This is a genomic window from Pseudomonas hamedanensis, assembly GCF_014268595.2.
GTDB classification, from domain to species: Bacteria; Pseudomonadota; Gammaproteobacteria; order Pseudomonadales; family Pseudomonadaceae; genus Aquipseudomonas; species Aquipseudomonas hamedanensis.
Window position 1 is genome coordinate 5,735,606 of record NZ_CP077091.1, and the last position, 23,173, is coordinate 5,758,778.

Consider the following 23,173-nt stretch of genomic DNA (forward strand, 5'->3'; position numbering starts at 1 on the left):
CATACCCCGACATTGGTCTATTCGGCCCGCCTGCGCTGGCACGCTTGAACAATGCGGGTCTATAGTCAGCGAACCTTCGGAGGATTGCGCCATGAGCGAGCACCCAGACAATCGTCGCCGCTTTAAACGTATCGAGTTCGATGCCAAAACCGAGCTGAGGCAGGGCGAGTACATCTGGCAGGTGAAGCTGATCGACCTGTCGCTCAAAGGGTTATTGGTCGAGAGACCGGAGCCTTGGCTGGGCGATAAGCAGGAGGATTTTTTTGTCGATATCCAGTTGAGCAAAGACGTCGATATCGAGATGGAAGTGCACCTGACTCACGAAGAGAAAGGCCATCTGGGCTTTGTCTGCAAACATATCAGCCTCGAATCTATCCAGCAGCTGCGACGGTTGATCGAGCTGAACCTGGCGGATGAGGCCGAGCTGGAGCGGGAGTTAGCGGCCCTGATCGAGATCTAGCGGCGCCCCAATCCCGATTTGAAATGAAGCCTGTGGCGAGGGGATTCATCCCCGTTGGGCTGCGCAGCAGACCCGTTTTTTCAGGGCCGCTACGCGCCCCAACGGGGATAAATCCCCTCGCCACAAAGGCTCGCTCTCACAGCTTCGGTGTTCACTCAAACAATGCATCGAGGGCTTGTTCGAGGCGCGTTACTGCGATGATCTGCAACCCCGCCGGCGCTTCCTTCGGGGCGTTGCCCTTGGGCACGATGGCGCGCTTGAAACCATGCTTGGCCGCTTCCTTCAAGCGCTCCTGCCCGCTCGGCACCGGGCGCACTTCGCCGGACAGGCCGACTTCGCCAAACACCAGCAAATCATGCGGCAACGGCCGGTTGCGCAAGCTCGACATCACCGCCGCCATCAATGCCAGATCGGACGCGGTTTCCAGCACCTTGACGCCACCGACCACGTTGAGAAACACATCCTGATCATGGGTCGGAATGCCGCCATGACGGTGCAATACCGCGAGCAGCATCGCCAAACGGTTCTGATCCAGCCCCAGTGTCACCCGCCGCGGATTGGCCAGATGGCTGTCATCGACCAGTGCCTGCACTTCGACCAGCATTGGTCGGGTGCCCTCCCACGTCGCCATGACCACGCTGCCCGGGACTTCTTCCTGGGCGCGGGTGAGAAAAATCGCCGACGGGTTGGAGACTTCTTTCAGGCCTTTGTCGGTCATGCCGAACACGCCCAGTTCGTTGACCGCACCGAAACGGTTTTTCACCGCACGCAACAAGCGCAGCCGGCCATCGGACTCGCCCTCGAAATACAGCACAGTGTCGACCATGTGCTCCAACACGCGGGGACCGGCCAGCGCGCCCTCCTTGGTGACGTGGCCGACGAGGAAAATCGCCGTGCCGCTCTGCTTGGCGTAGCGCACCAGCAGCGCCGCACTCTCACGCACCTGGGACACGCCGCCCGGCGCCGATTGCAGCTGCTCGGTGAAGATCGTCTGGATCGAGTCGATCACCATCACCTTGGGTTTTTCCTGGCGGGCGGTGGCAATGATGGTTTCGATGCAGGTTTCGGTCATCACCCGCAACTGATCCTGGGGCAGGCCGAGACGACGCGCGCGCATCGCCACTTGCTGCTGGGATTCTTCGCCGGTGACGTACAGCGCCGGCATGCTCTTGGCGAGGTTGCACAAGGTCTGTAGCAGGATGGTCGACTTGCCGATCCCCGGGTCACCGCCGATCAACACCACCGAACCATCGACCAGACCGCCGCCAAGGACACGATCCAGTTCACCGGAAGCGGTGGAAAAACGTGGAATTTCTTCGATGCTGACTTCGGCCAGCGTCTTGATCTGCGCCTGCTGCCCGGCCCAACCAGTGCGCCCGGTGGGTGCCGTGGCGCCGCCGCTTTCGATCATGGTTTCGGTCAGGGTGTTCCAGGCACCGCACTCACCGCACTGGCCGGCCCACTTGGGAAAGGTTGCGCCACACTCGGTGCAACCGTACATGCGCTTGGCCTTGGCCATCTCGATCCCCCGGCAAAAACCGCGATGATAACGCAGCCATCGCCGATCAGCGCGGCGCAGCGCTGCGGATTTCGCCGCTGGCCAGACGTGCGGCGCTGTTGCCCAGCGGATCTTCGGCATTGAGGTCGGCACCTTTGGCTTTCAGCGCGTCAAGCAGCTCCAGGCGCTTGAACAAACCTGCATACATGGCAGCGGTCTGCCCCGCGCCGTTGCGCTGGTCAGGGCTGCAATCGGTGGCCATCAAACGTCGGGCAATCTGCACCTCGCCTTTGAAGATCGCCCCCATCAGCGCCGTGTTGCCGCGTTGATCCTGGGCGCAGGCATCGGCTCCGGCAGCAAGCAAGCGCTCCACCGCCGGCGCCTGGCCGTGATAGGCCGCGAGGATCAACGCGGTGTAGCCCTTGCTGTCGCGGGTGTCGAGGGGATAACCGGCCTCGATAAACGTCTCGAGCATCGGTACGTCGCCGCGCCGGGCGGCATCGAACAGATAATCCTGCAACTGCGCCTTGACCGCCTCGGGACTCTGTCCGGCCAGCGCCGACCAGGACAGGCTGCCGAGCAGCAATAACAGATAAATACGCATACGCCGTCTCCTTGAACAGAACGGGGCCCGATTCAGGCCCCGCATGGCATGGCCGCGACAATCAGTCGGTGAGTTTTGCCGCCAGTGCCTTGACCCGGCTCAGGTCGCCCTTGGCCACTTTGGTCACGCCGCTGCCGTATTCCGGATCGGCCTTATAAAGGAAGGACAGGATGATGTGCTTGCTCTCGTCATCGGTGGTGGCCAGCGAGCCGCCGAAGCTGTCGATCAGGTCACGACGCTCCTGCTGGCTGAACGAGCGATACAGATCACCGGCCTGCTTGAAGTTCTGCTCGCGCTGGATCTTCGCCTGCTGGGTGCTGCCCGTCAGTGCCAGCTGGCTGTAACGTGCCGTCTCGGTCTCTTCCCGTGGTTGCAGGCGGCTCGGCTGGTAATTGACCCCGGAGCGGCTGGCCCCGAAGTTCATCGCGCCATCCTGATTGCCGTTATTAACTGCAACTTTTGCGGCATTGATCGGCAATTGCAAAGCATTGGCGCCCAAGCGGTACATTTGCGTATCGGCATAAGAGAACACCCGACCTTGCAACAAGCGATCTTCTGACGGCTCGATGCCGGGAACAATATTGGCCGGTGCCATCGCCACTTGTTCGGTTTCCTGGAACACATTGGCCGGATTACGGTTCAATACCATTTGTCCAACTTTTCGTTCTGGAATACCCGGCCATATCTTGGTTGCATCCAGCGGATCAAAATCAAACTTGGACAAATCTTGTGGTTTCAATACTTGAACGTACAAGTCCCACTTCGGAAAGTCGCCCTTGTTTATATGAGTCACCAAGTCATTGGTCATATGACTGTAGTCCTGACCCTGAACGTTGCTGACTTCTTTCGGCGTGAGGTTATTGATCCCCTGCAAACTCTTCCAGTGAAACTTCACGTAATGAACTTCGCCCTTGGCGTTGATCAGTTTATAGGCATGAACACCGTTACCGTCCATTTGCCGATAACTGGCTGGCGTTCCCGAGTTGGAATACAACTCGGTCAGCGTGCGCGTGGCTTCCGGCACGTGGGAAAAGAAGTCGAATCGGCGCGAGTCATCGTCGAGGTTGGTGCGCGGGTCGGGCTTGAACGCATGCACCATGTCCGGAAACTTGATTGCGTCGCGGATGAAGAAGGTCGGGAAGTTGTTGCCGACCAGGTCCCAGTTACCGTCGGCGGTGTAGAACTTGGTGGCAAAACCGCGTGGGTCGCGCAGGGTTTCCGGGGAGTGGTTGCCATGCACCACCGCCGAAAAGCGCACAAACACCGGGGTGCTCTGGCCTGCGGCGAAGACCTTGGCCTTGCTCAGATCGCTCAGGTCGTTGGTCACGGTGAAGGTGCCGTGGGCACCGGTGCCGCGCGCATGCACCACGCGCTCGGGAATGCGTTCACGGTCAAATCGCTGCAGCTTCTGGATCAACTGCACATCCTGCAGCAGCACCGGGCCGTTGGCACCGGCGGTTTGCGAGTTCTGATTGTCGCCGACCGCAGCGCCGTTATCGCGCGTCAGGGGCGCGGCATGTACAGAGAACGTCAACAGGCTGGCGGTGAGTACGCCGAGGGTGCGGCGATGGGGAAAAGCCCCGAGGCCAAGAGTGGGAGTCATATCAGGTTCCTCTGGTTGTTTTGGGCGCATCCAGGTGCGCCAACCAGAGGCTAGAGGGCTGAGCCGGCAAACATAAATAGAAAGTTCGTAAGGTCATGATTGAAAAAAATAGCTACCCGATCAGCCGGTTACGGCGTATTTCGCGCGCGATTAGTGGCACTTTGCAAACTAATCGAAAATTAATGTGTCGATAAAAACGGGCATTGTAAGGAGGTGTTTCGCGCAGGACGCGTTTGGCTGATTTACACTGCTACACCAACCTCATCTGTAACAAGGAAATAACCTATGGGCGTGCTAAGTGAGTTCAAGGCCTTTGCGGTCAAAGGCAATGTGGTCGACATGGCCGTCGGTATCATCATTGGTGCCGCCTTCGGCAAGATTGTTTCGTCGTTTGTCGGTGACGTCATCATGCCGCCAATCGGCCTGCTGATCGGCGGGGTCGACTTCAGTGATTTAGCCATCACGCTCAAGGCTGCCGAGGGCAATGCGCCCGCGGTGATGCTGGCCTACGGCAAGTTCATCCAGAGCGTTCTGGACTTCGTGATCGTGGCTTTCGCGATTTTCATGGGCGTCAAAGCCATCAACCGTCTGAAACGCGAAGAGGCGGTAGCCCCAACGCTGCCGCCGGTGCCGACCAAGGAAGAGGAACTGCTGGGCGAGATTCGCGACCTGCTCAAGGCACAGAACAATCGGCCCTGAACATCGTCACTACCGATAACGGCACCCGCGAGGTGCCGTTTTTCTACCAGTAGTTTTCTACCGCAATCTGCCCGGGCCGACGGGTCAGACTCAGGCTCATGTGGCGCTTTTTCAGCAGCGCACGGGTGTCATCGATCATTTGCGGGTTGCCACACAGCATGACCCGCGAATGCTCAGGGCTCAGCTCCACGCCAGCGACCCGCTCCAGCTCGCCGTTTTCGATGAGTGCAGTGATACGCCCGTTCAGCGCCCCCGCCGATGCCTCTCGCGTCACCGTGGGGATGAACTGCAATTTGTGCGCATATTCACTCAGATACTCGCGCTGCTTCAGCCCAGCGATCAACGGCTGATACGCCAGCTCCCGGGCTTCGCGTACGCTGTAGACCAGAATAATGCGCTCAAATTTTTCCCAGACTTCGAAGTCCTGCAAGATCGACAGAAACGGCGCCACCCCCGTACCTGTGGCCAATAACCAAAGGTCCCGGCCATCGTTGAAGCGATCCAGGGTCAGGTAGCCGAACGCCTGGCGATCGACCAGCAGCGTATCGCCCACCTGCAGCCGACTCAGCTCACTGGTGAACTCACCGCCCGGCACCACGATGGAGAAAAACTCAAGGAACTCGTCAAATGGCGACGACACCATCGAATACGCGCGCCAGACTATGCTGCCATCAGCCTTGGTCACGCCAAGCCGGGCGAACTGTCCGGCGCGAAAACGAAAACCCGCATCGCGGGTCGTGCGCAGGGTGAACAGGCCCGGTGTCAATGGCTGCACATCGAGCAAGGTCTGAATGGTGTATTTCTCTGCACTGGCGGTCATGAGCGTCTCCTACGAAGATCTGCCTACAGTGTCCCGCAAATTGGCCGGCCTAAACACCGATGATTGGTAATGGCATTCAGTACAGCGCCTGCATCGTTTGTGATTAGCAGTGAATGGACTTTAATCCTGAGCTTAAGATGACAGGTTAAATATTAACGAAAGACTCATAACCTTTAAGCCAAACGGCAGTAGTTTCAATTGCGAAAAAATCCACGGCTACTCGCAGGAAACATCCTACACTCCGTTGCGTGCCGCTTAATGGATCCAAGATGCAACTGTAAAAAAATGGAGAGTAGGTATGGAAACGTGGAAAGAATCGCAGCTGAAACTACTGTCTTATGCCAAGGGAATAGACGCCGCTTACCCGATCCTGCAGAGATTCGCCGAAAACCTCGGTTTCGACTATTGCGCAATTTCGGTCAGTTCACCCCGTCGGGAAGTACTTCTGGACACCTTGCGAATCAACAACTACCCCAAAGAGTGGAACTTGCAATATGACAAACAGAACTTTAAATGTATCGACCCAATAGTAGCTCATTGCAATCATTCAACGCTGCCCATCGTCTGGGAGCAGTCGGCTTTTTCCGGCACGCCTGAACTTTGGCAGGCATTGCAGCAACATGGCTTGCAGCATGGCTGGTCACAGGCCTTTCATCACGAAGAAAGCGGGTTGTGCAGCGTCATCAGCCTGGCCCGACACAGCTGTCCGATCAGTGCACTTGAGCTGTATGAACACTTCGGCTACATCTTTTACGCCGCCAGCCATTTCAGTGAGCTGTTTATGCGGTCAATGCCAAAATATCCCGCCAGGCCCTGCCACCCACGCCTGTCGCCCAGGGAGCTGGAGGTCTTGCAACTGTCAGCCGTCGGCAAGACTGCCTACGAGATCGCAAAGATCCTCAACCTGAGCGAGCGTACGGTGAATTATCACTGAAAAACCTGATGGAAAAGCTCGACGCCTGCAACAAGATTTCCGCAGTCCTCAAGGCTGCCAAAGCCGGCTTCCTCTGATCCCTGCGCCTGGCATCGAAATAAAAACTTGCGGGTATTTACCAGGAAAAAAAAGTAACATTTACGCCCTCTCCGAGTGATGACGCACACCGCTTGCATCGCAGTCCACTCGGCCAGGTTGCGCCGCGCCACAGCCTGGCTGCGCGAACCCGCCGATTATCAGAGTCCCCGCCCCATGCCTTTGCTCGATACGCCCTTCGCCCAACTCGATTTGATCCGCCAACCCGAACAGCAGAACGAACCGCTCCAGGCGTTCGATGCGGCCGATGAATACATGCTCAACTATCTGGCGGCGCAGCAACCGCCGGCCAGCATGCGGGTTCTGGTGCTCAACGACAGCTTCGGCGCGTTGGCGGCAAGCCTGCTGGGCAAGGTCGACGTCAGCAGCAGTGGCGATTCGTACCTGGGTTTTCTGGGGCTGGAAAAGAACCTGCAGCGCAACGGTCGCGCGTTTGATGCAATCCGCCCGATTCCCGCCAGCGAGCCCTTGGTCGGGCCGTTCGACCGCGTGCTGATCCGCGTGCCGAAAACCCTGGCGCTGCTCGAAGAACAATTGATCCGCCTGCATGGTCAACTGGCCCCCGGCGCTGAAGTGATCGCGGCGGCCATGGTCAAACACCTGCCACGTGCGGCCGGCGATCTGCTGGAGCGCTATATCGGACCGGTACAAGCCTCACTGGCGGTGAAAAAGGCCCGTCTGCTGATCGCGACCCCCGAAGCCAAGGCACCGGACCTTTCGCCCTACCCTTCGACCTATCGGCTCGACGAACCGGCAATCGAACTGCGCAATCATGCCAACGTATTTTGCCGTGACGGCCTGGACATCGGCACGCGGGCCTTTCTCGCGCATTTGCCGAAAAACCTTGGCGGCGCTCGCGTGGCCGACCTCGGCTGCGGCAACGGGGTACTGGCAATCGTCAGCGCGCTGGACAATCCCCAGGCGCACTACACGCTGGTCGACGAATCGTTCATGGCCGTGCAATCGGCCGCAGAAAACTGGCGAGCCGTGCTGGGTGATCGCGAAGTGATCGTGCGGGCTGACGATGGTCTGGCCGGGCAAGCACCGCAATCACTGGACGTGGTGTTGTGCAATCCGCCCTTTCATCAACAGCAAGTGGTTGGTGACTTCCTCGCCTGGCGCATGTTCCAGCAGGCGCGTGAGGCGCTGGTGGTGGGCGGTGCGCTGTACATCGTCGGCAATCGTCACCTGGGTTATCACAGCAAACTGGCGCGCCTGTTCCGCGGTGTCGAACAAGTCGCAGCCACGCCCAAATTCGTCATTCTCAAAGCGCGCAAGTAACTCACGGGCAAAAAAACCCTCCGCAAGGAGGGTTGCAAAGCCGTTCCCGAAGGCGCCGGGACGGGGTGTTTCAGTGCGTGGTCAAGCCGGCCGCGTTCATGAACAGGCGCATCAGGCTGGCGGCGATAAACAGCACGCCCACACTGCCGACCCAGATCAGCGCCAGCCAGCCGAGCCGCTGCCACAGCGGTTTTTTTTCGGCTTCTTCAATGTCATGCAGGGAATGTTTGCCGGTCATTGCATCGATCTCCGTTAAGCAAAGGCGTCACTGAGGACGCCTTCGCGAGCAGGCTCGCTCCCACAAGGGAAGCCCAGCAGCAGACTAGTGATAACCGTCTTCATGGGTGACCTTGCCGCGGAACACGTAATAGCTCCAGAAGGTGTAACCCAGGATGAACGGGATGATGAACAGCGTGCCAACCAGCATGAAGCCCTGACTTTGTGGCGGTGCGGCAGCGTCCCAGATCGAGATCGACGGTGGCACGATGTTCGGCCACAGGCTGATGCCCAGACCGCTGTAGCCGAGAAAGATCAGTACCAGCGTCAGCAGGAACGGTGTGTAGTTGGCATTGCGTGCCACAGCCCGGATCAGACCGTACAGGGTCACCAGCACCAGAATCGGCACCGGCATGAACCAGAACAGGTTCGGCATGCTGAACCAGCGTGAGGCAATTTCCGGGTGCGACAGTGGCGTCCAGATACTGACAATACCAATCACCGCCAACAGCACGAATGCCAGCGGCCGCGCCAGATCATGCATTTGCTCTTGCAGCTTGCCTTCGGTCTTCATGATCAGCCAGGTGCAACCGAGCAAGGCGTAGGCCACCACCAGCGCAGCACCGCAGAACAGCGTAAACGGCGTCAGCCAGTCCAGCGAACCACCGGCAAATTGCCGATTGACCACGGGCAAACCGTCGATGAATGCACCGAGCGCCACGCCTTGAAAGAAGGTGGCCGCGATCGAGCCGCCGATGAATGCCTTGTCCCACAGATGGCGTTTTTCGTCTTTGGCCTTGAAGCGAAACTCAAAGGCCACGCCGCGGAAGATCAGCCCCATGAGCATGAAAATCAGCGGCAGGTACAGCGCCGACAGCACCACCGAATAGGCCAGCGGAAACGCCCCGAACAACGCAGCGCCGCCCAGCACCAGCCAGGTTTCGTTGCCGTCCCAGACCGGGGCGACGGTGTTCATCATCACGTCGCGGTCGGTCTTGCCGGGGACGAACGGGAAGAGAATGCCGATGCCCAGATCGAAGCCGTCCATGACCACGTACATCATGATGCCGAAGATGATGATCACGGCCCAGATCAGTGGAAGATCAATACCCATGAGTCAAATCTCCTTGGTCAAGCGAGTGTTGTCTTCGTGTTCGCCGTCGCCCGGATCGTCGGCCGCAGACAATGGACGCGCCGGTGTACGTTTCTGGCCCGGACCACCGTCCGGCGTATCGCTGCCTTCGCTGATCTTCGGCCCCTTGCGCACCAGGCGCATCATGTAACCCAGTCCCGCGCCGAACAGGGCGAAATACACCACGACGAACATGATCAGGGTGATGCTCATCTGCATGAAGCTGTGATTGGACGAGGCATCCGCCGTTCGCATCAAGCCGTAGACCACCCACGGCTGACGACCGATTTCGGTGGTGAACCAACCGGCAAGTATCGCAATCAGGCCGGACGGCCCCATCCACAACGCCAGGTGCAGGAACGGACGCGAGGTGTAGAGCGCGTCACGCTTGCGCAGCCACAGGCTCCACAGTCCAGTGAAAATCATCAGGAAGCCAAGGCCGACCATGATCCGGAATGACCAGAACACGATGGTCGAATTCGGCCGGTCTTCGGGCGGGAATTCCTTGAGCGCCGGTACTTGTTTGTCCAGCGAGTGGGTGAGGATCAGGCTGCCGAGGTAGGGAATCTCCACGGCAAATTTGGTGCGCTCTTCTTTCATGTCCGGCCAGCCGAACAGAATCAGCGGCGTGGCTTCGTCGCCAACGTTTTCCCAGTGGCCTTCGATCGCAGCGATTTTCGCCGGCTGGTGTTTGAGCGTGTTGAGGCCATGGAAGTCGCCAATGACCGCTTGAATCGGCGCGACGATCAGCGCCATCCACATCGCCATCGACAACATGGTGCGAATCGCCGGGTTGTCCCGGCCGCGCAGCAGGTGCCAGGCCGCTGAAGAGCCGACAAAGAACGCTGTCGCGATGAACGCTGCGGTGGCCATGTGCATCAAGCGATAAGGGAATGACGGGTTGAAGATAATGGCCAGCCAGTCGGTCGGAATGACCTGGCCGTTGACGATTTCAAAGCCCTGCGGCGTCTGCATCCAGCTGTTGGACGCCAGAATCCAGAACGTCGAAATCAGCGTGCCCACGGCCACCATCACCGTCGAGAAGAAGTGCAGGCCGCGCCCGACCTTGTTCCAGCCGAACAGCATCACCCCGAGGAAACCGGCTTCGAGGAAAAACGCCGTGAGCACCTCATAGGTCAGCAACGGTCCGGTGACCGCCCCGGCGAAATCCGAGAAGCGGCTCCAGTTGGTGCCGAACTGGTACGCCATGACCAGACCGGAGACCACGCCCATGCCGAAATTGACGGCAAAGATCTTCGACCAGAAATGGTAGAGGTCACGGTAGGTGTCGTTGCGGGTCTTCAGCCACAGGCCTTCGAGCACCGCCAGGTAACTGGCCAGGCCGATGGTGATCGCCGGGAACAGGATGTGGAACGAGATGGTAAACGCGAACTGAATTCGGGCGAGATCGAGAGCCTCTAAACCGAACATATGGCTTCCTCTGTCAGGTAGTACGGGTGGCGGACCCGGAGGCCTGCACCACTGCCCCCACGGATATGGAGTGCGGCGAATTCGGATTCGTTCTTTTTTTACAACCATCGCAACGCAGGGAGTCTGGCCAACTGGCCGTCAGATCAATTGCGCGAGCGGTCTTGATCTGGATCAAGCAACGTTAAAAGAGTAGTCCCATTTTCGCCGATGAACTGCGTGGTCGTTTGCCGCGTGACAAGTTGTCTCATTGCCTGTGGCGAGGGGATTTATCCCCGATCGGCTGCGCAGCAGTCGTCGCTTCGAGATTTGGGGGCCGCTGCGCGACCCAACGGGGATAAATCCCCTCGCCACAGGGTCGATTGTCATCAGGAAGAGATCGGTGTCGGGCTAAGTGAATTTCCGCCCAGTAGCAACTTCCTGTTACAGACTGGTGATAATCTCGCCGTTCCTTCGCCCAAGACCTGCCTTCAGATGCCCACTCAAGCGCCGCTGCTGTTACGTCATCACCGCCCCTTCCTGGCTTTCTGGCTGGCGCGGATTTTCACCGCCAGCGGCTTTCAGATGCTCACTGTGGCAATTGGCTGGAATCTCTACCAACTGACCGGCAACGTGCTGGATCTGGGCCTGGTCGGTCTGGTCGAGTTCGCTCCACGGGTGCTGTTCATGCTGCACACCGGGCACGTCGCCGATCGCTATGACCGGCGCAAGGTCGCGGCACTCTGTCAGTCATTGCAGGCCATGATTGCCCTGGCGCTGGCCATTGGCAGTGCGACCGACCACGTCACCCGCGAGTTGATCTTCATCCTCGCGTTTCTGCTCGGTGCGGCGCGATCGTTCGAGATGCCGACGACTCAAGCGTTGCTCCCAAGCATCGTTCCCAGCGCCCTGTTCCCGCGTGCCGTCGCCGCCGCACAATCGGCGCAGCAGTCGGCAACCATCGTCGCCCCTGCTCTCGGCGGTTTGCTCTACGCGTTCGGCAGCGTCTGGGTCTACGGCCCGACCGTGTTGCTGTATGTAATTGCCTGTGCGCTGATGCTCAACCTGCCGGCCCGCCAGACGCCGCTGAACAAAGGCAAAGCCACCCTCGACTCGTTGCTGGCGGGAATTCGCTTTATCCGCAGCCGCCCGGACATTCTCGGGGCGATCTCGCTGGACCTGTTTGCGGTATTGCTGGGCGGAGCGACGGCGTTGCTGCCGGTGTTCGCCAAGGACATTCTGCTGACCGGCCCGTGGGGCCTGGGCCTGTTGCGCTCGGCGCCAGCGGTGGGGGCGTTGCTGATGTCACTGTTTCTGGCGCGCTTCGCGGTGGAGCGCAATGTTGGCCGGGTGATGTTCACCGCCGTCGGCATATTCGGTGTCGCCACCATAGCGTTCGGCCTGTCGACGTCGTTCTGGTTCTCCTTGGCGGTGCTAGTGGTCCTCGGCGCTGCGGACATGATCAGCATGGTCATCCGTGCCTCGTTCGTGCAGCTGGAAACCCCGGACGAAATGCGCGGCCGGGTCAGCGCGGTGAACGGCCTGTTCATCGGCGCTTCGAACCAACTGGGCGAGTTCGAATCCGGCCTCACCGCTCACTGGTTCGGCACGGTGCCGGCGGTGGTCATGGGCGGGATCGGCACGCTGGTGGTGACGGGAACGTGGATCAAACTGTTCCCGACCCTGGCGAATCGGGACCGGATGCATGTGCCGGTGGAAGAGAAGGTCTGAGGTTTTCAGGCCATCAACTCCCCCGCCACCTTCCCCCGCAGCACCTTGCCACCAAGCTGCTCAACCAGGGTCAAGGCAAACGCCAGCGCCCCGCCCGAGCCTTGGGCGGTGATGCAGTTGCCATCGACCACCACTGGTTGATCAACAAACGTACAGCCCGATAATTGGTGGCTGGCGCCGGGCAAGCAGGTCATGCGCCGCTGGCGCAGCACGCCTGCTGCTTGCAGGGCGGTGGCCGGGGCTTCGCCGATGGCGGCGAACAGGCGGCCGGCGCTGGCTTGGTCCTTAAGCAGCTGTTGAAGCGGCTGATGCGCCGCCAAATGTTGTGAACCGACGGCACCGCCTGGCAGCACGATCAGGTCGAAGGTTTGCGCCAGCACATCGACCAGCATGCCGTCGGCGGTCAGGCGTGTACCGCGGGCGCAGGTGAGCATGCGTCGGCCTTCGATGCTGGCGGCGACGACTTCAATGCCGGCGCGGCGCAGCACGTCGATCAGGGTCACGCTTTGCAGATCGTCTATGCCCTCGGCGAGGGTAACCAGTGCTCTAAAAGTCATGGGCGCTTTCCGCTGGGTGATACCTGAAGCGTAGTCAGCTTCACCCGGATCGCGCAGCGTCAGCCGTTACTTGATGTAAAGCTGGGTCGACAGGGTGTTGCGCGGCGCATTGATCGAGGTGTTGCTGAAGCTGAAGGTGCCTTCCTGCTTGCCGGCCAGATCGAAGGTATAGAGAGAACCGACGGTTTTGCTGCCAGGGCTGCACTCGGTCAGATTGCCGTTATCGAAGGCACACACCGGCGCTCGGGTGCCGTTGACTTCGAAACCATCCAGGGCGACCCGTGGCTGGTTCAGCCCATAGCCGATTTCCAGCACATAAACCTTGATGTTCGGCCCGTTGTGATTGCATTGAGTTTGCGGCTGGTTATCGGCAATGTCTTCCAGACCACAGGCCGGCGATTGCACTTTGATCACCTTCACTTCGCTCAACGGCGGCGCAGACGCCGCGAACGCCGGGACTGCCGCGAGCAGTGCTGCAATCAAACCAAAAACTGTCATCCCGCCGTTGCGCATGCTTGCCCACTCCGAAAAATCAGCGCGCAGTATGGCGCAGTTATTTGCTGCGCAAAACTTCGCCGACGATCGACACCAGCATCCGCCAAATTCCTCACTCTGCTGGTATGATGCGCGGCTTTTTCCGGCCCACTACAATTTTCCAGGCGCTTGCGACGGTCTGTGCTTTGCTGTTGAGGTCGATACATTTACGGCGCCACGCGCGCCACGGGGAGCAGACATGCTGGAAAGGCTGTTTCAACTCAAGGCACACAACACCAACGTGCGCACCGAGATTCTCGCGGGCGTCACGACGTTCCTGGCCATGGCCTACATTCTGTTCGTCAACCCGAGCATCCTCGGCGAGACCGGCATGGACAAGGGTGCGGTGTTCGTCGCCACCTGTCTGGCGGCCGCCATCGGTTCGACGATCATGGGCCTGATCGCCAACTACCCGATCGCCCTTGCGCCGGGCATGGGCTTGAACGCCTTCTTCACTTACACCGTGGTGCTGCACATGGGCCACACCTGGCAAGTGGCGCTGGGTGCGGTGTTCATCTCGGCGGTGTGTTTCTTCCTGCTGTCGATCTTCCGCATCCGCGAGTGGATCATCAACAGCATCCCGCTGCCGCTGCGCTCGGCGATTGCCGCCGGTATCGGCTTGTTCCTGGCGCTGATCGCCTTGCACAACGCCGGCATCGTGGTCAGCAACCCAGCCACCATGGTCGGCCTCGGCGACCTGAAACAGCCGGCGCCGATTCTTGCCACCCTCGGCTTTGCCCTGATCGTCGCCCTCGAAGCATTGAAAGTGCGCGGCGCAGTGCTGATCGGCATTCTGGCGGTGACCATCGTGTCCATCGCCATGGGCTTCACCCCGTTCGGTGGCGTGACCTCGATGCCACCGTCGCTGGCGCCGACCTTCATGCAACTGGACATCAAAGGCGCGCTCGACATCGGTCTGGTCAGCGTGATCTTCGCCTTCCTGTTCGTTGATCTGTTCGACAACTCCGGCACCCTGATCGGCGTCGCCAAGCGCGCCGGCCTGATGGGCAAGGACGGCCACATGCCGAAGATGGGCCGTGCGCTGATTGCCGACAGCACCGCCGCCATGGCCGGTTCGCTGCTGGGCACTTCGACCACCACCAGTTACATCGAATCCGCTGCGGGCGTCAGTGCCGGCGGCCGTACCGGTTTGACCGCCATTGTCGTCGCGATGCTGTTCCTGCTGGCGCTGTTCTTTTCGCCATTGGCAGCCAGCGTTCCGGCTTTCGCCACCGCGCCGGCGCTGCTGTTCGTCGCCGTGTTGATGACATCGGGTCTGGCAGAAATAGACTGGGAAGACATCACCGTCGCCGCGCCGGTCGTTGTGACCGCGCTGGCCATGCCGTTCACTTATTCGATCGCCAACGGTATCGCCTTCGGCTTCATCGCCTGGACCGTGATCAAACTGCTCGCCGGGCGCGCCCGTGAGCTGAACCCGGCGCTGGTGATTCTGTCGATTCTGTTCGTGATCAAGCTGGGTTGGTTCAACGCATGACATTCGATTCTCAAGCCTACGCCGAACAACTCGCCGCCAAGGTCACGCGCCTGCGTGACTTGCTGGCACCGTTCGCCGCACCCGAGCCGACCGTGTTCGACTCGCCGTTGCAGAACTTTCGTCTGCGTGCCGAGTTCCGCCTGTGGCGCGAAGGCGGCGAGCGTCACTATGCGATGTTCTCTCAGGACGATAAACGCACACCGATCCTGATCGAGCAATTCCCGATCGCCAGCCTGCGTATCAACCAGTTGATGCCGCAACTGAAGACGGCGTGGCAGGCCAGTTCAGCGCTGAGCCACAAGCTGTTTCAGGTGGAGTTTCTGACCACGCTGGCCGGCGATGCGATGATCACGCTGTGCTATCACCGTCCGCTGGACGAGCACTGGCACAACGCGGCGAAGCAACTCGCCGCGGACCTTGGCGTCAGCATCATCGGACGCTCCAAGGGCAAGCGCGAGGTGATTGGTCAGGATTATGTGGTCGAACGGCTCGATGTCGGCGGGCGCACCTTCAGTTATCGCCAACCGGAAGGCGCATTCACCCAGCCCAACGGCACGGTGAACCAGAAGATGCTGAACTGGGCGTACGAAGCCTTGGGCGATCGCACTGACGATCTGCTGGAGTTGTACTGCGGCAACGGCAACTTCACCCTGCCGCTGGCTACCCGCGTGCGCAAAGTGCTCGCCACGGAAATCAGCAAGACCTCGGTCAATGCCGCCTTGAGCAACCTCAGCGAAAACGCTGTGGATAACGTCACCCTGGTGCGCTTGTCCGCCGAAGAGCTGACCGAAGCGCTCAACGAAGTGCGCCCGTTCCGGCGCCTGCACGGCATCGATCTGAAGAGCTACGAATTCGGCAGCGTCTTCGTCGATCCGCCGCGCGCCGGCATGGACCCGGACACCTGTGAGCTGACCCGCCGCTTCGACAACATCCTGTACATTTCCTGCAACCCGGAAACCCTGGCGGCAAACATCGCCCAGCTTCACGACACCCACCGCATCACCCGCTGCGCGCTGTTCGACCAGTTCCCGTGGACCCACCACATGGAATCGGGCGTGTTGCTGACCCGGCGTTGATCGCGGGTAGTTGTACGAGAAAGCCGTCGTGATTGACGGCTTTTTTGTGGCTGCGATCTTTTGATCTGTGCGATCACCGAACATAAATCGCCAAGGTCGTTTTTGTTCAATTGACCGATGTAACCATCCAGTACATTTTATCTCCACAGGCTGAAACCCCTCGGCCCAAGCCAAAAAACAATAAGTGGAGTTCTCCCCATGCGCCCTATCGTTCTGGTGCTTAACGGCCCGAACCTGAACCTGCTCGGCACTCGCGAGCCGGCGACTTACGGTCACGAGACCCTGGCTGACATTTCTGCGCTATGCGGTCGCGCCGCTGAAGAATTCGGTCTGAGCGTCGAGTTTCGCCAGACCAATCACGAAGGCGAGTTGCTTGACTGGATTCACGCCGCTCGCGGCCGTTGCGCCGGGATCGTGATCAACCCGGCCGCGTGGACACATACCTCGGTGGCGATTCGCGATGCGTTGGTGGCCAGCGAGTTGCCGGTCATTGAAGTGCATTTGTCCAACGTTCACGCCCGTGAGCCGTTTCGCCATCACTCGTTCGTCTCGGCGATTGCCACGGCGGTCATGTGCGGATTCGGCAGCCACGGCTATCGACTGGCGCTGGAACACTTCAGCCAGCGGCTCAAGGGGTAAGCGCATGTCCGGATGCAACGCGATACTCGCCGGGCTGATTGGCGCCGGCATTCAGGCCTCGCGAACGCCTGCGCTGCATGAGCGCGAAGGCGATGCTCAAGGTCTGCGTTATCTGTACCGGTTGATCGATCTGGATCAACTGCACCTCGACAGCAGCGCCCTGCCCGACCTGCTGCTGGCAGCCGAGCGGATGAATTACACCGGACTGAACATCACCTTCCCGTGCAAACAGGCGATCATCCCGCTGCTCGATGAACTGTCGCCGGAAGCCCGCGGTATCGGGGCGGTAAACACCGTGGTGCTGAAGGACGGCAAGCGTGTCGGCCACAACACTGACTGCCTCGGTTTCGCTGAAGGTTTGCGCCGGGGTTTGACGGACGTCGCCCGTGAACGCGTAGTCCAGATGGGCGCTGGTGGCGCTGGCGCGGCGGTGGCTCACGCGCTGTTGAGCGAAGGCGTACGGCAACTGACTATTTTTGATGTCGACCGCGAGCGTGCGGAAAGCCTGGCGAACAATCTCAACCAGCATTTCGGTGTGGGTCGCGCGCAGGCCGGTGGGGATTTGCCCGGCGCGCTGGCGCGGGCCGATGGCCTGGTCAACACCACGCCAGTGGGCATGGCCAAGCTGCCGGGCTCACCAGTGCCGGCCGAGTTGCTGCGCAAGGAACTGTGGGTCGCGGAGATTGTGTATTTCCCGCTGGAAACCGAGCTGTTGAGTAACGCCCGCGCCCTGGGCTGCCGAACCCTGGACGGCGGCAACATGGCGGTATTTCAGGCAGTGAAGGCGTTCGAATTGTTCAGCGGCGTGGTGCCGGATGCGCTGCGGATGCTGGCGCACTTTCAAAGCATGAGTGGCTGAACCCTGCCGCCCCCTGTAGGAGTGAGCCTGCTCGCGATAGCGGTGTGTCAGCCAATAGATGCATTGGCTGACGGAATGCCATCGCGAGCAGGCTCACTCCTACAGGGTGGGATGCGTCAGGCCTGCAGGTAGCGCAACACCGATTCGCAGATCATCTCGCGATGACGCTGTTTGATGGCGTCGTCCGGCAGATCGATCTGAAAAATCTCACCCAGCGTATGGCGGTTCGACACGCGATAAAAGCAGAACGAGCTGATCAGCAGATGCACGTCCAGCGCATCGATTCCACGGCGGAACACGCCCTCGTCAGCACCTCGCTTCAAGATCGTGCCAAGGGTATCGAGAATCGTATTGTTCAGCGCCTTGATCGCATCGGAACGCTTCACGTATTCGGCGTTATGGATGTTTTCGATGCTGACGATGCGCACGAAATCGACGTTGCGATCGTGGTGATCAAAGGTGAACTCCACCAGGCGCCGAATCGCCAGCTCCGGTGGCAGTTCGTCCAGATGCAGGCGGTTTTCCGTGCTGCGGATATCGCCGTAGAGTTTTTCCAGCACCTCGACGTACAACTGCTCCTTGCTGCCGAAGTAGTAATAGATCATGCGCTTGGAGGTGTGGATGCGCTCGGCAATCGCGTCAACGCGGGCGCCGGACAAACCTTGCTGGACGAACTCGACGATCGCCTCCTGCAGGATGTTCTCGCGGGTCTTTTCCGGGTTGTTCTTGCGACTCTTGCGCGGCTCGGCGCTGGACTCGACAGCAGCAGCGGATAGTTCTGAATTCATTGTCATTGCGGGCTCACGGCCATCACTGCACAGGCTGGCGATTATGGGCCGCGCGGCACACCGAAGGAAGCCACGCAACCGCTGTTTGGTCCCGCGCTTACGAATTTCCTACAACTTCGCCTGACGCACCGCACCACTGCGTGATTTGGCCATCGCCGCCAGACGCACCGCGACGTTCGCCGCGCCATATCCGGCATAACCGTTTTTACGCTGAATGATCTCAAAGAAGAAACGCCCTTCGAACGGCTCGGTGTAGACGTGAAACAACTCGCCGCCCTGGGCGTCACGGTCGTAGAGCACGTTGTAATAGGCCAGCTCGCTGAGAAACTCGTCGTCGAAATCGAAGCGCGCGGCAAGGTCGTCATAGTAATTGAGCGGGATATCCAGCAGCGGCACGCCCGCCTCTTTCGCCCGACTGACTTCGGCGAAGATATCGTCACAATCAAAGGCGATGTGATGCACCCCGGAGCCGCGATAGCTCGACAGCGCGTGGGAGATCGCGGTATTGCGGTTCTCGGAAATATTCAATGGCAAGCGAATCGAACTGTCACGACTGCGCAGTGCGCGGCTCTTCACCAGACCATAGGGGTCGGGCAACACCACCTCGTCGTCAGCCTCGAAATCCAGCAGGCTTTTATAAAACAGCACCCAACTGTCGAGGCTGTCCGCCGGCAGGGCCATGGCCATGTGATCGATGCGCTTGAGGCCGCCGCAGGCCACCGCGTCTGGCAGCAGGTTGAAGTCGGTGCCGTAGACATCGGCGTCTTCATCGACCAGATAAATCAAACTGCCGTCCGGCGCCCGCACTGCCGCCAGTTCCAGTTCATTGGGGCCGACCAGTCCGCGATAGGGCTGGCCCTTATACGCAACGGCGCGGGCCAGTGCGCTGGCGCTGTCCTTGACCCTGATCGCCGTGGCGCACAACGACGGGCCGTGGGCTTCGAAAAAACTGTGGCCGAACGAATAAGGCTCGGCGTTGAGAATCAGGTTGATATCGCCCTGGCGCAGCAGGCTCACACTCTTGGAGCGATGCTGCCCGGCCGTGACGAAACCGAGGCGTTGCAGCCAAAGACTGAGTTTTGCGCCCAGCGCCTCGTCGACGGCGAATTCGAGAAACTCGATGCCGTTGTACTCACTGGCCTTGGGTGTTTCGAAAAGGATCTCGCGATTAACCACCGGCGTGGCTGCCTGCTCCAGACGCTGGCGGGTTTTCTCTTCCAGGTACAGCAGCGATCGCAAACCGTCGGCAGCATTGGCCCGCGGCGGAGCAGCCCGGAAGCCATCGTTGAAGATCTCCAGAGACAGCGGCCCGGTGTAGCCACTCTGGATAATCGGCGCGAGAAATCCCGCCAGATCGAATTCGCCCTGCCCCGGGAAGCAGCGGAAATGTCGGCTCCACTCCAGCACATCCATTTGCAGAATCGGCGCGTCGGCCATTTGCACGAAGAAGATCTTGTCGCCGGGAATCTCGGCGATCGCGCCTGGATCGCCCTTGAGCGACAAGGTGTGGAAGCTGTCGAGCAGCACACCCAGGCTCGGGTGATCGGCCTGACGCACAATGTCCCAGACCTGTTGATAAGTGTTGACGTGACGGCCCCAGGCCAGCGCTTCGTAACCGATGCGCAAGCCACGGGCACCGGCGCGCTCGGCCAGCAGGCGCAGATCGTCCACCAGAATTTGCTGATCGCCGATGCTGTCTGCCGCTGCGTTGCTGCATACCAGCACCAGGTCGGTGCCGAGTTCCTGCATCAGATCGAACTTGCGCTCGGCGCGCTCCAGATTGCGCGCCAGCCGGTCACGGCGGCAGCCTTCAAAGTCACGGAACGGCTGAAACAGCGTGATGGCGATGCCAAGATCGGCGCACATCTGTTTAATTTCACGGGGGCTGCCGTCGTAGTACAGAAGGTCGTTTTCGAAAATCTCCACCCCGTCGAACCCGGCGGCGGCGATGGCTTCGAGTTTTTCCGGCAGGGTGCCGCTCAAGGAAACGGTGGCAATGGAACGCTGCATCTTTCAACTCCCGGACTGCGCCGCTTTTACATAAGAGCTGCCGAAGGCTGCGATCTGTTGATCGTCAAAAGCGAAGATCGCAGCCTTCGGCAACGCCTACATCGAGTAGGTTTTTATAATGAGCAAATTATTGGCTGCATCCCTGCGCACAGCAATTTAAAGTGTACTACCCGGTTAGTTTTGCGTGCGATTATCGAACACAATGGCGGTTTGGCGAATTGACGATTTTTCGTCCACTGCCCAACATCGACCGCACATTGAGTCCGGATCTGAACCACCGGTCGCAGCGTGCAAGAGAAAAAGCACACCAAATAAAAAATCCAAAAACGGGTGGAACACAATGATTCCTTCACAGACTTCCCGCGTGGCTCCGGCCATGAGCACTGCCACGGCTGGCATCGGCGACAAGATCCGCGGCGCCATGGCGGTCGGCAAGACCCGCTGGGGCATGCTGGCGCTGGTGTTTTTTGCCACCACTCTGAACTACATCGACCGCGCCGCCCTCGGCGTCATGCAGCCAATCCTCGCCAAGGAAATGAGCTGGACGGCGATGGATTACGCCAACATCAACTTCTGGTTTCAGGTCGGCTACGCGATCGGTTTCGTCCTGCAAGGGCGGTTGATCGACCGGGTCGGCGTCAAGCGCGTGTTCTTCTGCGCCGTGCTGCTCTGGAGCCTGGCCACCGGCGCCCATGGCTTGGCGACTTCGGCAGTCGGCTTCATGGTCTGCCGCTTTATCCTCGGCCTGACCGAAGCGGCCAACTACCCGGCCTGTGTGAAAACCACACGCCTGTGGTTTCCGGCCGGCGAACGCGCGGTGGCCACTGGCATCTTCAACGCCGGCACCAACGTCGGTGCGATGTTCACGCCGATGCTGTTGCCGCTGGTGCTTCATGTGTGGGGCTGGCAGGCAGCGTTTCTGTGCATGGCGGCATTGGGCGGGATCTGGCTGCTGTTCTGGGGCTTGAAGTACTTCAACCCGGAAGATCACCCGAGCGTTAAACAATCGGAACTCGATTACATCCAGCAGGAAGTCGAACCGGAACAGGCCCGCGTGCCGTTTTCGAGAATCCTGCGTATGCGCGGCACCTGGGCCTTCGCCATTGCCTATTCGCTGACCGCCCCGGTGTTCTGGTTTTACCTGTACTGGCTGCCGCCGTTTCTCAATCAGCAATACAACCTGGGGATCAACGTCACGCAGATGGGCATTCCGCTGATCATCATCTACGTCACCGCCGACTTCGGCAGTGTCGGTGGCGGCATCCTGTCCTCGTTCCTGATCGGTCGCGGAATGAACTCGATCAAGGCGCGATTGCTGTCGATGTTCCTGTTCGCCTGCTGCATCATCGGCGTGGTCATGGCGGCTGGCTCGGCCAATCTGTGGGTGGCCGTGGCGGCTATTTCCCTGGCGATCGGCGCGCACCAGGCCTGGACCGCGAACATCTGGAGCCTGGTGATGGATTACACGCCCAAGCACATGATGAGCACGGTGTTCGGCTTCGGTGGCATGTGCGCGGCGATCGGCGGGATGTTCATGACCCAGATCGTCGGCCACATCCTCACTGTTACCCACAACAACTACACAGTGCTGTTCACCCTGATCCCGGCGATGTACTTCCTCGCACTGACGTGGATGTACTTCATGGCACCGCGCAAGATTCCGACTGTCGAGTAACCTGCCAAACCCGTCCCCTGTAGGAGTGAGCCTGCTCGCGATAGCGTTGTATCAGTCAACATCTTCAGCGACTGATACACCGTAATCGCGAGCAGGCTCACTCCTACAGGGAGTTTTGCGTTTCTTCAGCGCCGACTCTGCTGCCACGCCGCCGCCAGGCCGCTGCAGCAGATCACCACGATGCCGATCACGGTCAACCCGCTCGGCGTGTGGTCGAACAACAACCAGCCCAACAATCCCGCAAACACGATCTGGCAATAACCGAACGGCGCCAGCAAGGCCGGTGCGGCGTGACGGAAGGCCTGGGTCAGAAACAGGTGCGCGGTCATCCCGCAACTGCCCAGCGCCAGCATCAGCGCGGCATGGGGCAACGTCGGCACTTGCCAGAAGAATGGCACCAGCGCGCTCATCACCAGGGTATTGCACAGACCTGCAAAAAAATTGCTGGTGGTCGGGCTGTCCACTTCGGCGAGCTTGCGGGTCAGCAATTGATAGAAGCAGAAAAACAGTGCCGAACAGAACGGCAGCAACACCGCCGGGGTGAACAGTTCACCGCCGGGATGGACGATGATCAGCACGCCGATGAAGCCGCAAATCACCGCGATCCACTGCCCGCGCGTCACCCGCTCCTTGAGCAGCGGCACCGACAGCGCCGTCACCAGTACCGGCGCGAGAAAGTTGACCGCCGTGGCTTCCGCCAGCGGGATGTACAGCAGCGCCGTGGTGAAGAACAGGCTGGTGCCGAGCAGGCACAGCGCCCGAACCAACTGCCACAACGGTTTTTTGGTGCGCAGGACGCGCAGCCCGGACTGCGGCAGAAAAATCCCCGCCATCAACAAGGTGTGCACCACATAGCGCGCCCACACCACCATGACGATCGGATAGAACCCGGACAGGTATTTCGACAGCGCGTCGTGGCTGGAAAACAGAAACGTCGCCACGACAATCAGCAAAATCCCCTTGAAGGGCTGGTTGACACCGGAGAGCGGAGTGCTGACGGTCATGGGCAATCTCTAGGAAAAAATACGCTGGCGAACACGGTCGCACTGGCTGCAATCG

22 protein-coding genes are annotated in these 23,173 nt (G+C 59.9%); 10 read left to right on the top strand and 12 right to left on the bottom strand.

Annotation, left to right across the window (positions count from 1 at the left end; genetic code table 11):
* Nucleotides 1-91: 91 nt before the first annotated feature.
* Nucleotides 92-460, top strand: a complete 369-nt coding sequence (locus HU739_RS25140; RefSeq protein ID WP_186546849.1) for a PilZ domain-containing protein — start codon at nucleotides 92-94, stop codon at nucleotides 458-460.
* A 151-nt stretch (nucleotides 461-611) separates the two neighbouring features.
* Here the strand turns inward: HU739_RS25140 and radA are convergent, their stop codons facing one another.
* The 3 genes from radA to katB form a co-directional block, all read right to left on the bottom strand.
* A complete protein-coding gene (gene radA / locus HU739_RS25145; protein ID WP_003228407.1) occupies nucleotides 612-1,979 on the bottom strand; it encodes a DNA repair protein RadA in 1,368 nt (455 codons plus the stop codon).
* 46 nt (nucleotides 1,980-2,025) lie between these two features.
* Complete coding sequence (locus HU739_RS25150) at nucleotides 2,026-2,562, bottom strand: ankyrin repeat domain-containing protein (protein ID WP_186546848.1); 537 nt, start codon at nucleotides 2,560-2,562, stop codon at nucleotides 2,026-2,028.
* Nucleotides 2,563-2,623: 61 nt separating this feature from the next.
* On the bottom strand, nucleotides 2,624-4,165 hold the full coding sequence (gene katB / locus HU739_RS25155; RefSeq protein ID WP_186546847.1) for a catalase KatB: 1,542 nt from the start codon (nucleotides 4,163-4,165) through the stop codon (nucleotides 2,624-2,626).
* Nucleotides 4,166-4,450: 285 nt separating this feature from the next.
* Between katB and mscL the strand changes: the two genes are divergently transcribed.
* Nucleotides 4,451-4,864, top strand: coding sequence for a large-conductance mechanosensitive channel protein MscL (gene mscL / locus HU739_RS25160; protein WP_186546846.1), 414 nt, complete (start codon nucleotides 4,451-4,453; stop codon nucleotides 4,862-4,864).
* Nucleotides 4,865-4,907: 43 nt separating this feature from the next.
* Here mscL and HU739_RS25165 read toward each other — a convergent pair whose 3' ends face one another.
* Nucleotides 4,908-5,684, bottom strand: coding sequence for a ferredoxin--NADP reductase (locus HU739_RS25165; protein WP_186546845.1), 777 nt, complete (start codon nucleotides 5,682-5,684; stop codon nucleotides 4,908-4,910).
* A gap of 298 nt (nucleotides 5,685-5,982) precedes the next feature.
* On the opposite strand from HU739_RS25165, the gene HU739_RS25170 reads away from it, so the two are divergent.
* On the top strand, nucleotides 5,983-6,618 hold the full coding sequence (locus HU739_RS25170; RefSeq protein WP_323790884.1) for an autoinducer binding domain-containing protein: 636 nt from the start codon (nucleotides 5,983-5,985) through the stop codon (nucleotides 6,616-6,618).
* A gap of 252 nt (nucleotides 6,619-6,870) precedes the next feature.
* A complete protein-coding gene (locus tag HU739_RS25175) occupies nucleotides 6,871-7,995 on the top strand; it encodes a methyltransferase (protein WP_186546844.1) in 1,125 nt (374 codons plus the stop codon).
* A 70-nt stretch (nucleotides 7,996-8,065) separates the two neighbouring features.
* Here the strand turns inward: HU739_RS25175 and HU739_RS25180 are convergent, their stop codons facing one another.
* The 3 genes from HU739_RS25180 to HU739_RS25190 all read right to left on the bottom strand — a co-directional run bounded on the left by HU739_RS25180 (nucleotide 8,066) and on the right by HU739_RS25190 (nucleotide 10,774).
* A complete protein-coding gene (locus HU739_RS25180) occupies nucleotides 8,066-8,233 on the bottom strand; it encodes a DUF2474 domain-containing protein (RefSeq protein ID WP_095048725.1) in 168 nt (55 codons plus the stop codon).
* Nucleotides 8,234-8,317: 84 nt separating this feature from the next.
* The gene (cydB, locus tag HU739_RS25185; RefSeq protein ID WP_186546843.1) at nucleotides 8,318-9,325 is read right to left on the bottom strand and encodes a cytochrome d ubiquinol oxidase subunit II; all 1,008 of its coding nucleotides are present in this window, start codon (nucleotides 9,323-9,325) and stop codon (nucleotides 8,318-8,320) included.
* 3 nt (nucleotides 9,326-9,328) lie between these two features.
* On the bottom strand, nucleotides 9,329-10,774 hold the full coding sequence (locus tag HU739_RS25190) for a cytochrome ubiquinol oxidase subunit I (protein WP_186546842.1): 1,446 nt from the start codon (nucleotides 10,772-10,774) through the stop codon (nucleotides 9,329-9,331).
* Between the two features lie 471 nt (nucleotides 10,775-11,245).
* Here HU739_RS25190 and HU739_RS25195 point away from each other — a divergent pair, with 471 nt between their 5' ends.
* Nucleotides 11,246-12,481 carry an MFS transporter gene (locus HU739_RS25195; protein ID WP_186546841.1) on the top strand — a complete coding sequence of 412 codons (1,236 nt, stop codon included), beginning with the start codon at nucleotides 11,246-11,248 and terminating at the stop codon, nucleotides 12,479-12,481.
* A gap of 5 nt (nucleotides 12,482-12,486) precedes the next feature.
* Here the strand turns inward: HU739_RS25195 and HU739_RS25200 are convergent, their stop codons facing one another.
* Both HU739_RS25200 and HU739_RS25205 read right to left on the bottom strand, forming a co-directional pair.
* Nucleotides 12,487-13,038 carry a DJ-1 family glyoxalase III gene (locus HU739_RS25200; RefSeq protein WP_186546840.1) on the bottom strand — a complete coding sequence of 184 codons (552 nt, stop codon included), beginning with the start codon at nucleotides 13,036-13,038 and terminating at the stop codon, nucleotides 12,487-12,489.
* A gap of 66 nt (nucleotides 13,039-13,104) precedes the next feature.
* Nucleotides 13,105-13,536, bottom strand: a complete 432-nt coding sequence (locus HU739_RS25205) for a DUF4879 domain-containing protein (RefSeq protein ID WP_225922774.1) — start codon at nucleotides 13,534-13,536, stop codon at nucleotides 13,105-13,107.
* 235 nt (nucleotides 13,537-13,771) lie between these two features.
* Between HU739_RS25205 and HU739_RS25210 the strand changes: the two genes are divergently transcribed.
* From HU739_RS25210 to HU739_RS25225, 4 genes are all read left to right on the top strand, one after another.
* Nucleotides 13,772-15,067: an NCS2 family permease gene (locus HU739_RS25210; RefSeq protein ID WP_186546838.1), complete on the top strand. Its 1,296-nt coding sequence runs from the start codon at nucleotides 13,772-13,774 to the stop codon at nucleotides 15,065-15,067.
* Nucleotides 15,064-16,143 carry a tRNA (uridine(54)-C5)-methyltransferase TrmA gene (trmA, locus tag HU739_RS25215; protein WP_186546837.1) on the top strand — a complete coding sequence of 360 codons (1,080 nt, stop codon included), beginning with the start codon at nucleotides 15,064-15,066 and terminating at the stop codon, nucleotides 16,141-16,143. The genes HU739_RS25210 and trmA overlap by 4 nt, the downstream gene beginning before the upstream one ends.
* Before the next feature lie 198 nt (nucleotides 16,144-16,341).
* Nucleotides 16,342-16,782 carry a type II 3-dehydroquinate dehydratase gene (gene aroQ, locus HU739_RS25220; RefSeq protein ID WP_186546836.1) on the top strand — a complete coding sequence of 147 codons (441 nt, stop codon included), beginning with the start codon at nucleotides 16,342-16,344 and terminating at the stop codon, nucleotides 16,780-16,782.
* Nucleotides 16,783-16,786: 4 nt separating this feature from the next.
* Nucleotides 16,787-17,641, top strand: a complete 855-nt coding sequence (locus tag HU739_RS25225; RefSeq protein ID WP_186546835.1) for a shikimate dehydrogenase — start codon at nucleotides 16,787-16,789, stop codon at nucleotides 17,639-17,641.
* A gap of 116 nt (nucleotides 17,642-17,757) precedes the next feature.
* Here the strand turns inward: HU739_RS25225 and HU739_RS25230 are convergent, their stop codons facing one another.
* On the bottom strand, nucleotides 17,758-18,435 hold the full coding sequence (locus HU739_RS25230; RefSeq protein ID WP_186546834.1) for a TetR/AcrR family transcriptional regulator: 678 nt from the start codon (nucleotides 18,433-18,435) through the stop codon (nucleotides 17,758-17,760).
* A gap of 102 nt (nucleotides 18,436-18,537) precedes the next feature.
* On the bottom strand, nucleotides 18,538-20,439 hold the full coding sequence (gene quiC / locus HU739_RS25235; protein ID WP_186546833.1) for a 3-dehydroshikimate dehydratase QuiC: 1,902 nt from the start codon (nucleotides 20,437-20,439) through the stop codon (nucleotides 18,538-18,540).
* A 340-nt stretch (nucleotides 20,440-20,779) separates the two neighbouring features.
* On the opposite strand from quiC, the gene HU739_RS25240 reads away from it, so the two are divergent.
* Nucleotides 20,780-22,114, top strand: coding sequence for an MFS transporter (locus HU739_RS25240; RefSeq protein ID WP_186546832.1), 1,335 nt, complete (start codon nucleotides 20,780-20,782; stop codon nucleotides 22,112-22,114).
* Nucleotides 22,115-22,239: 125 nt separating this feature from the next.
* Here HU739_RS25240 and HU739_RS25245 read toward each other — a convergent pair whose 3' ends face one another.
* Nucleotides 22,240-23,118 (bottom strand): DMT family transporter, encoded by an 879-nt coding sequence (locus tag HU739_RS25245; protein ID WP_186546831.1) that lies wholly within the window; start codon nucleotides 23,116-23,118, stop codon nucleotides 22,240-22,242.
* Between the last annotated feature and the right edge of the window lie 55 nt (nucleotides 23,119-23,173).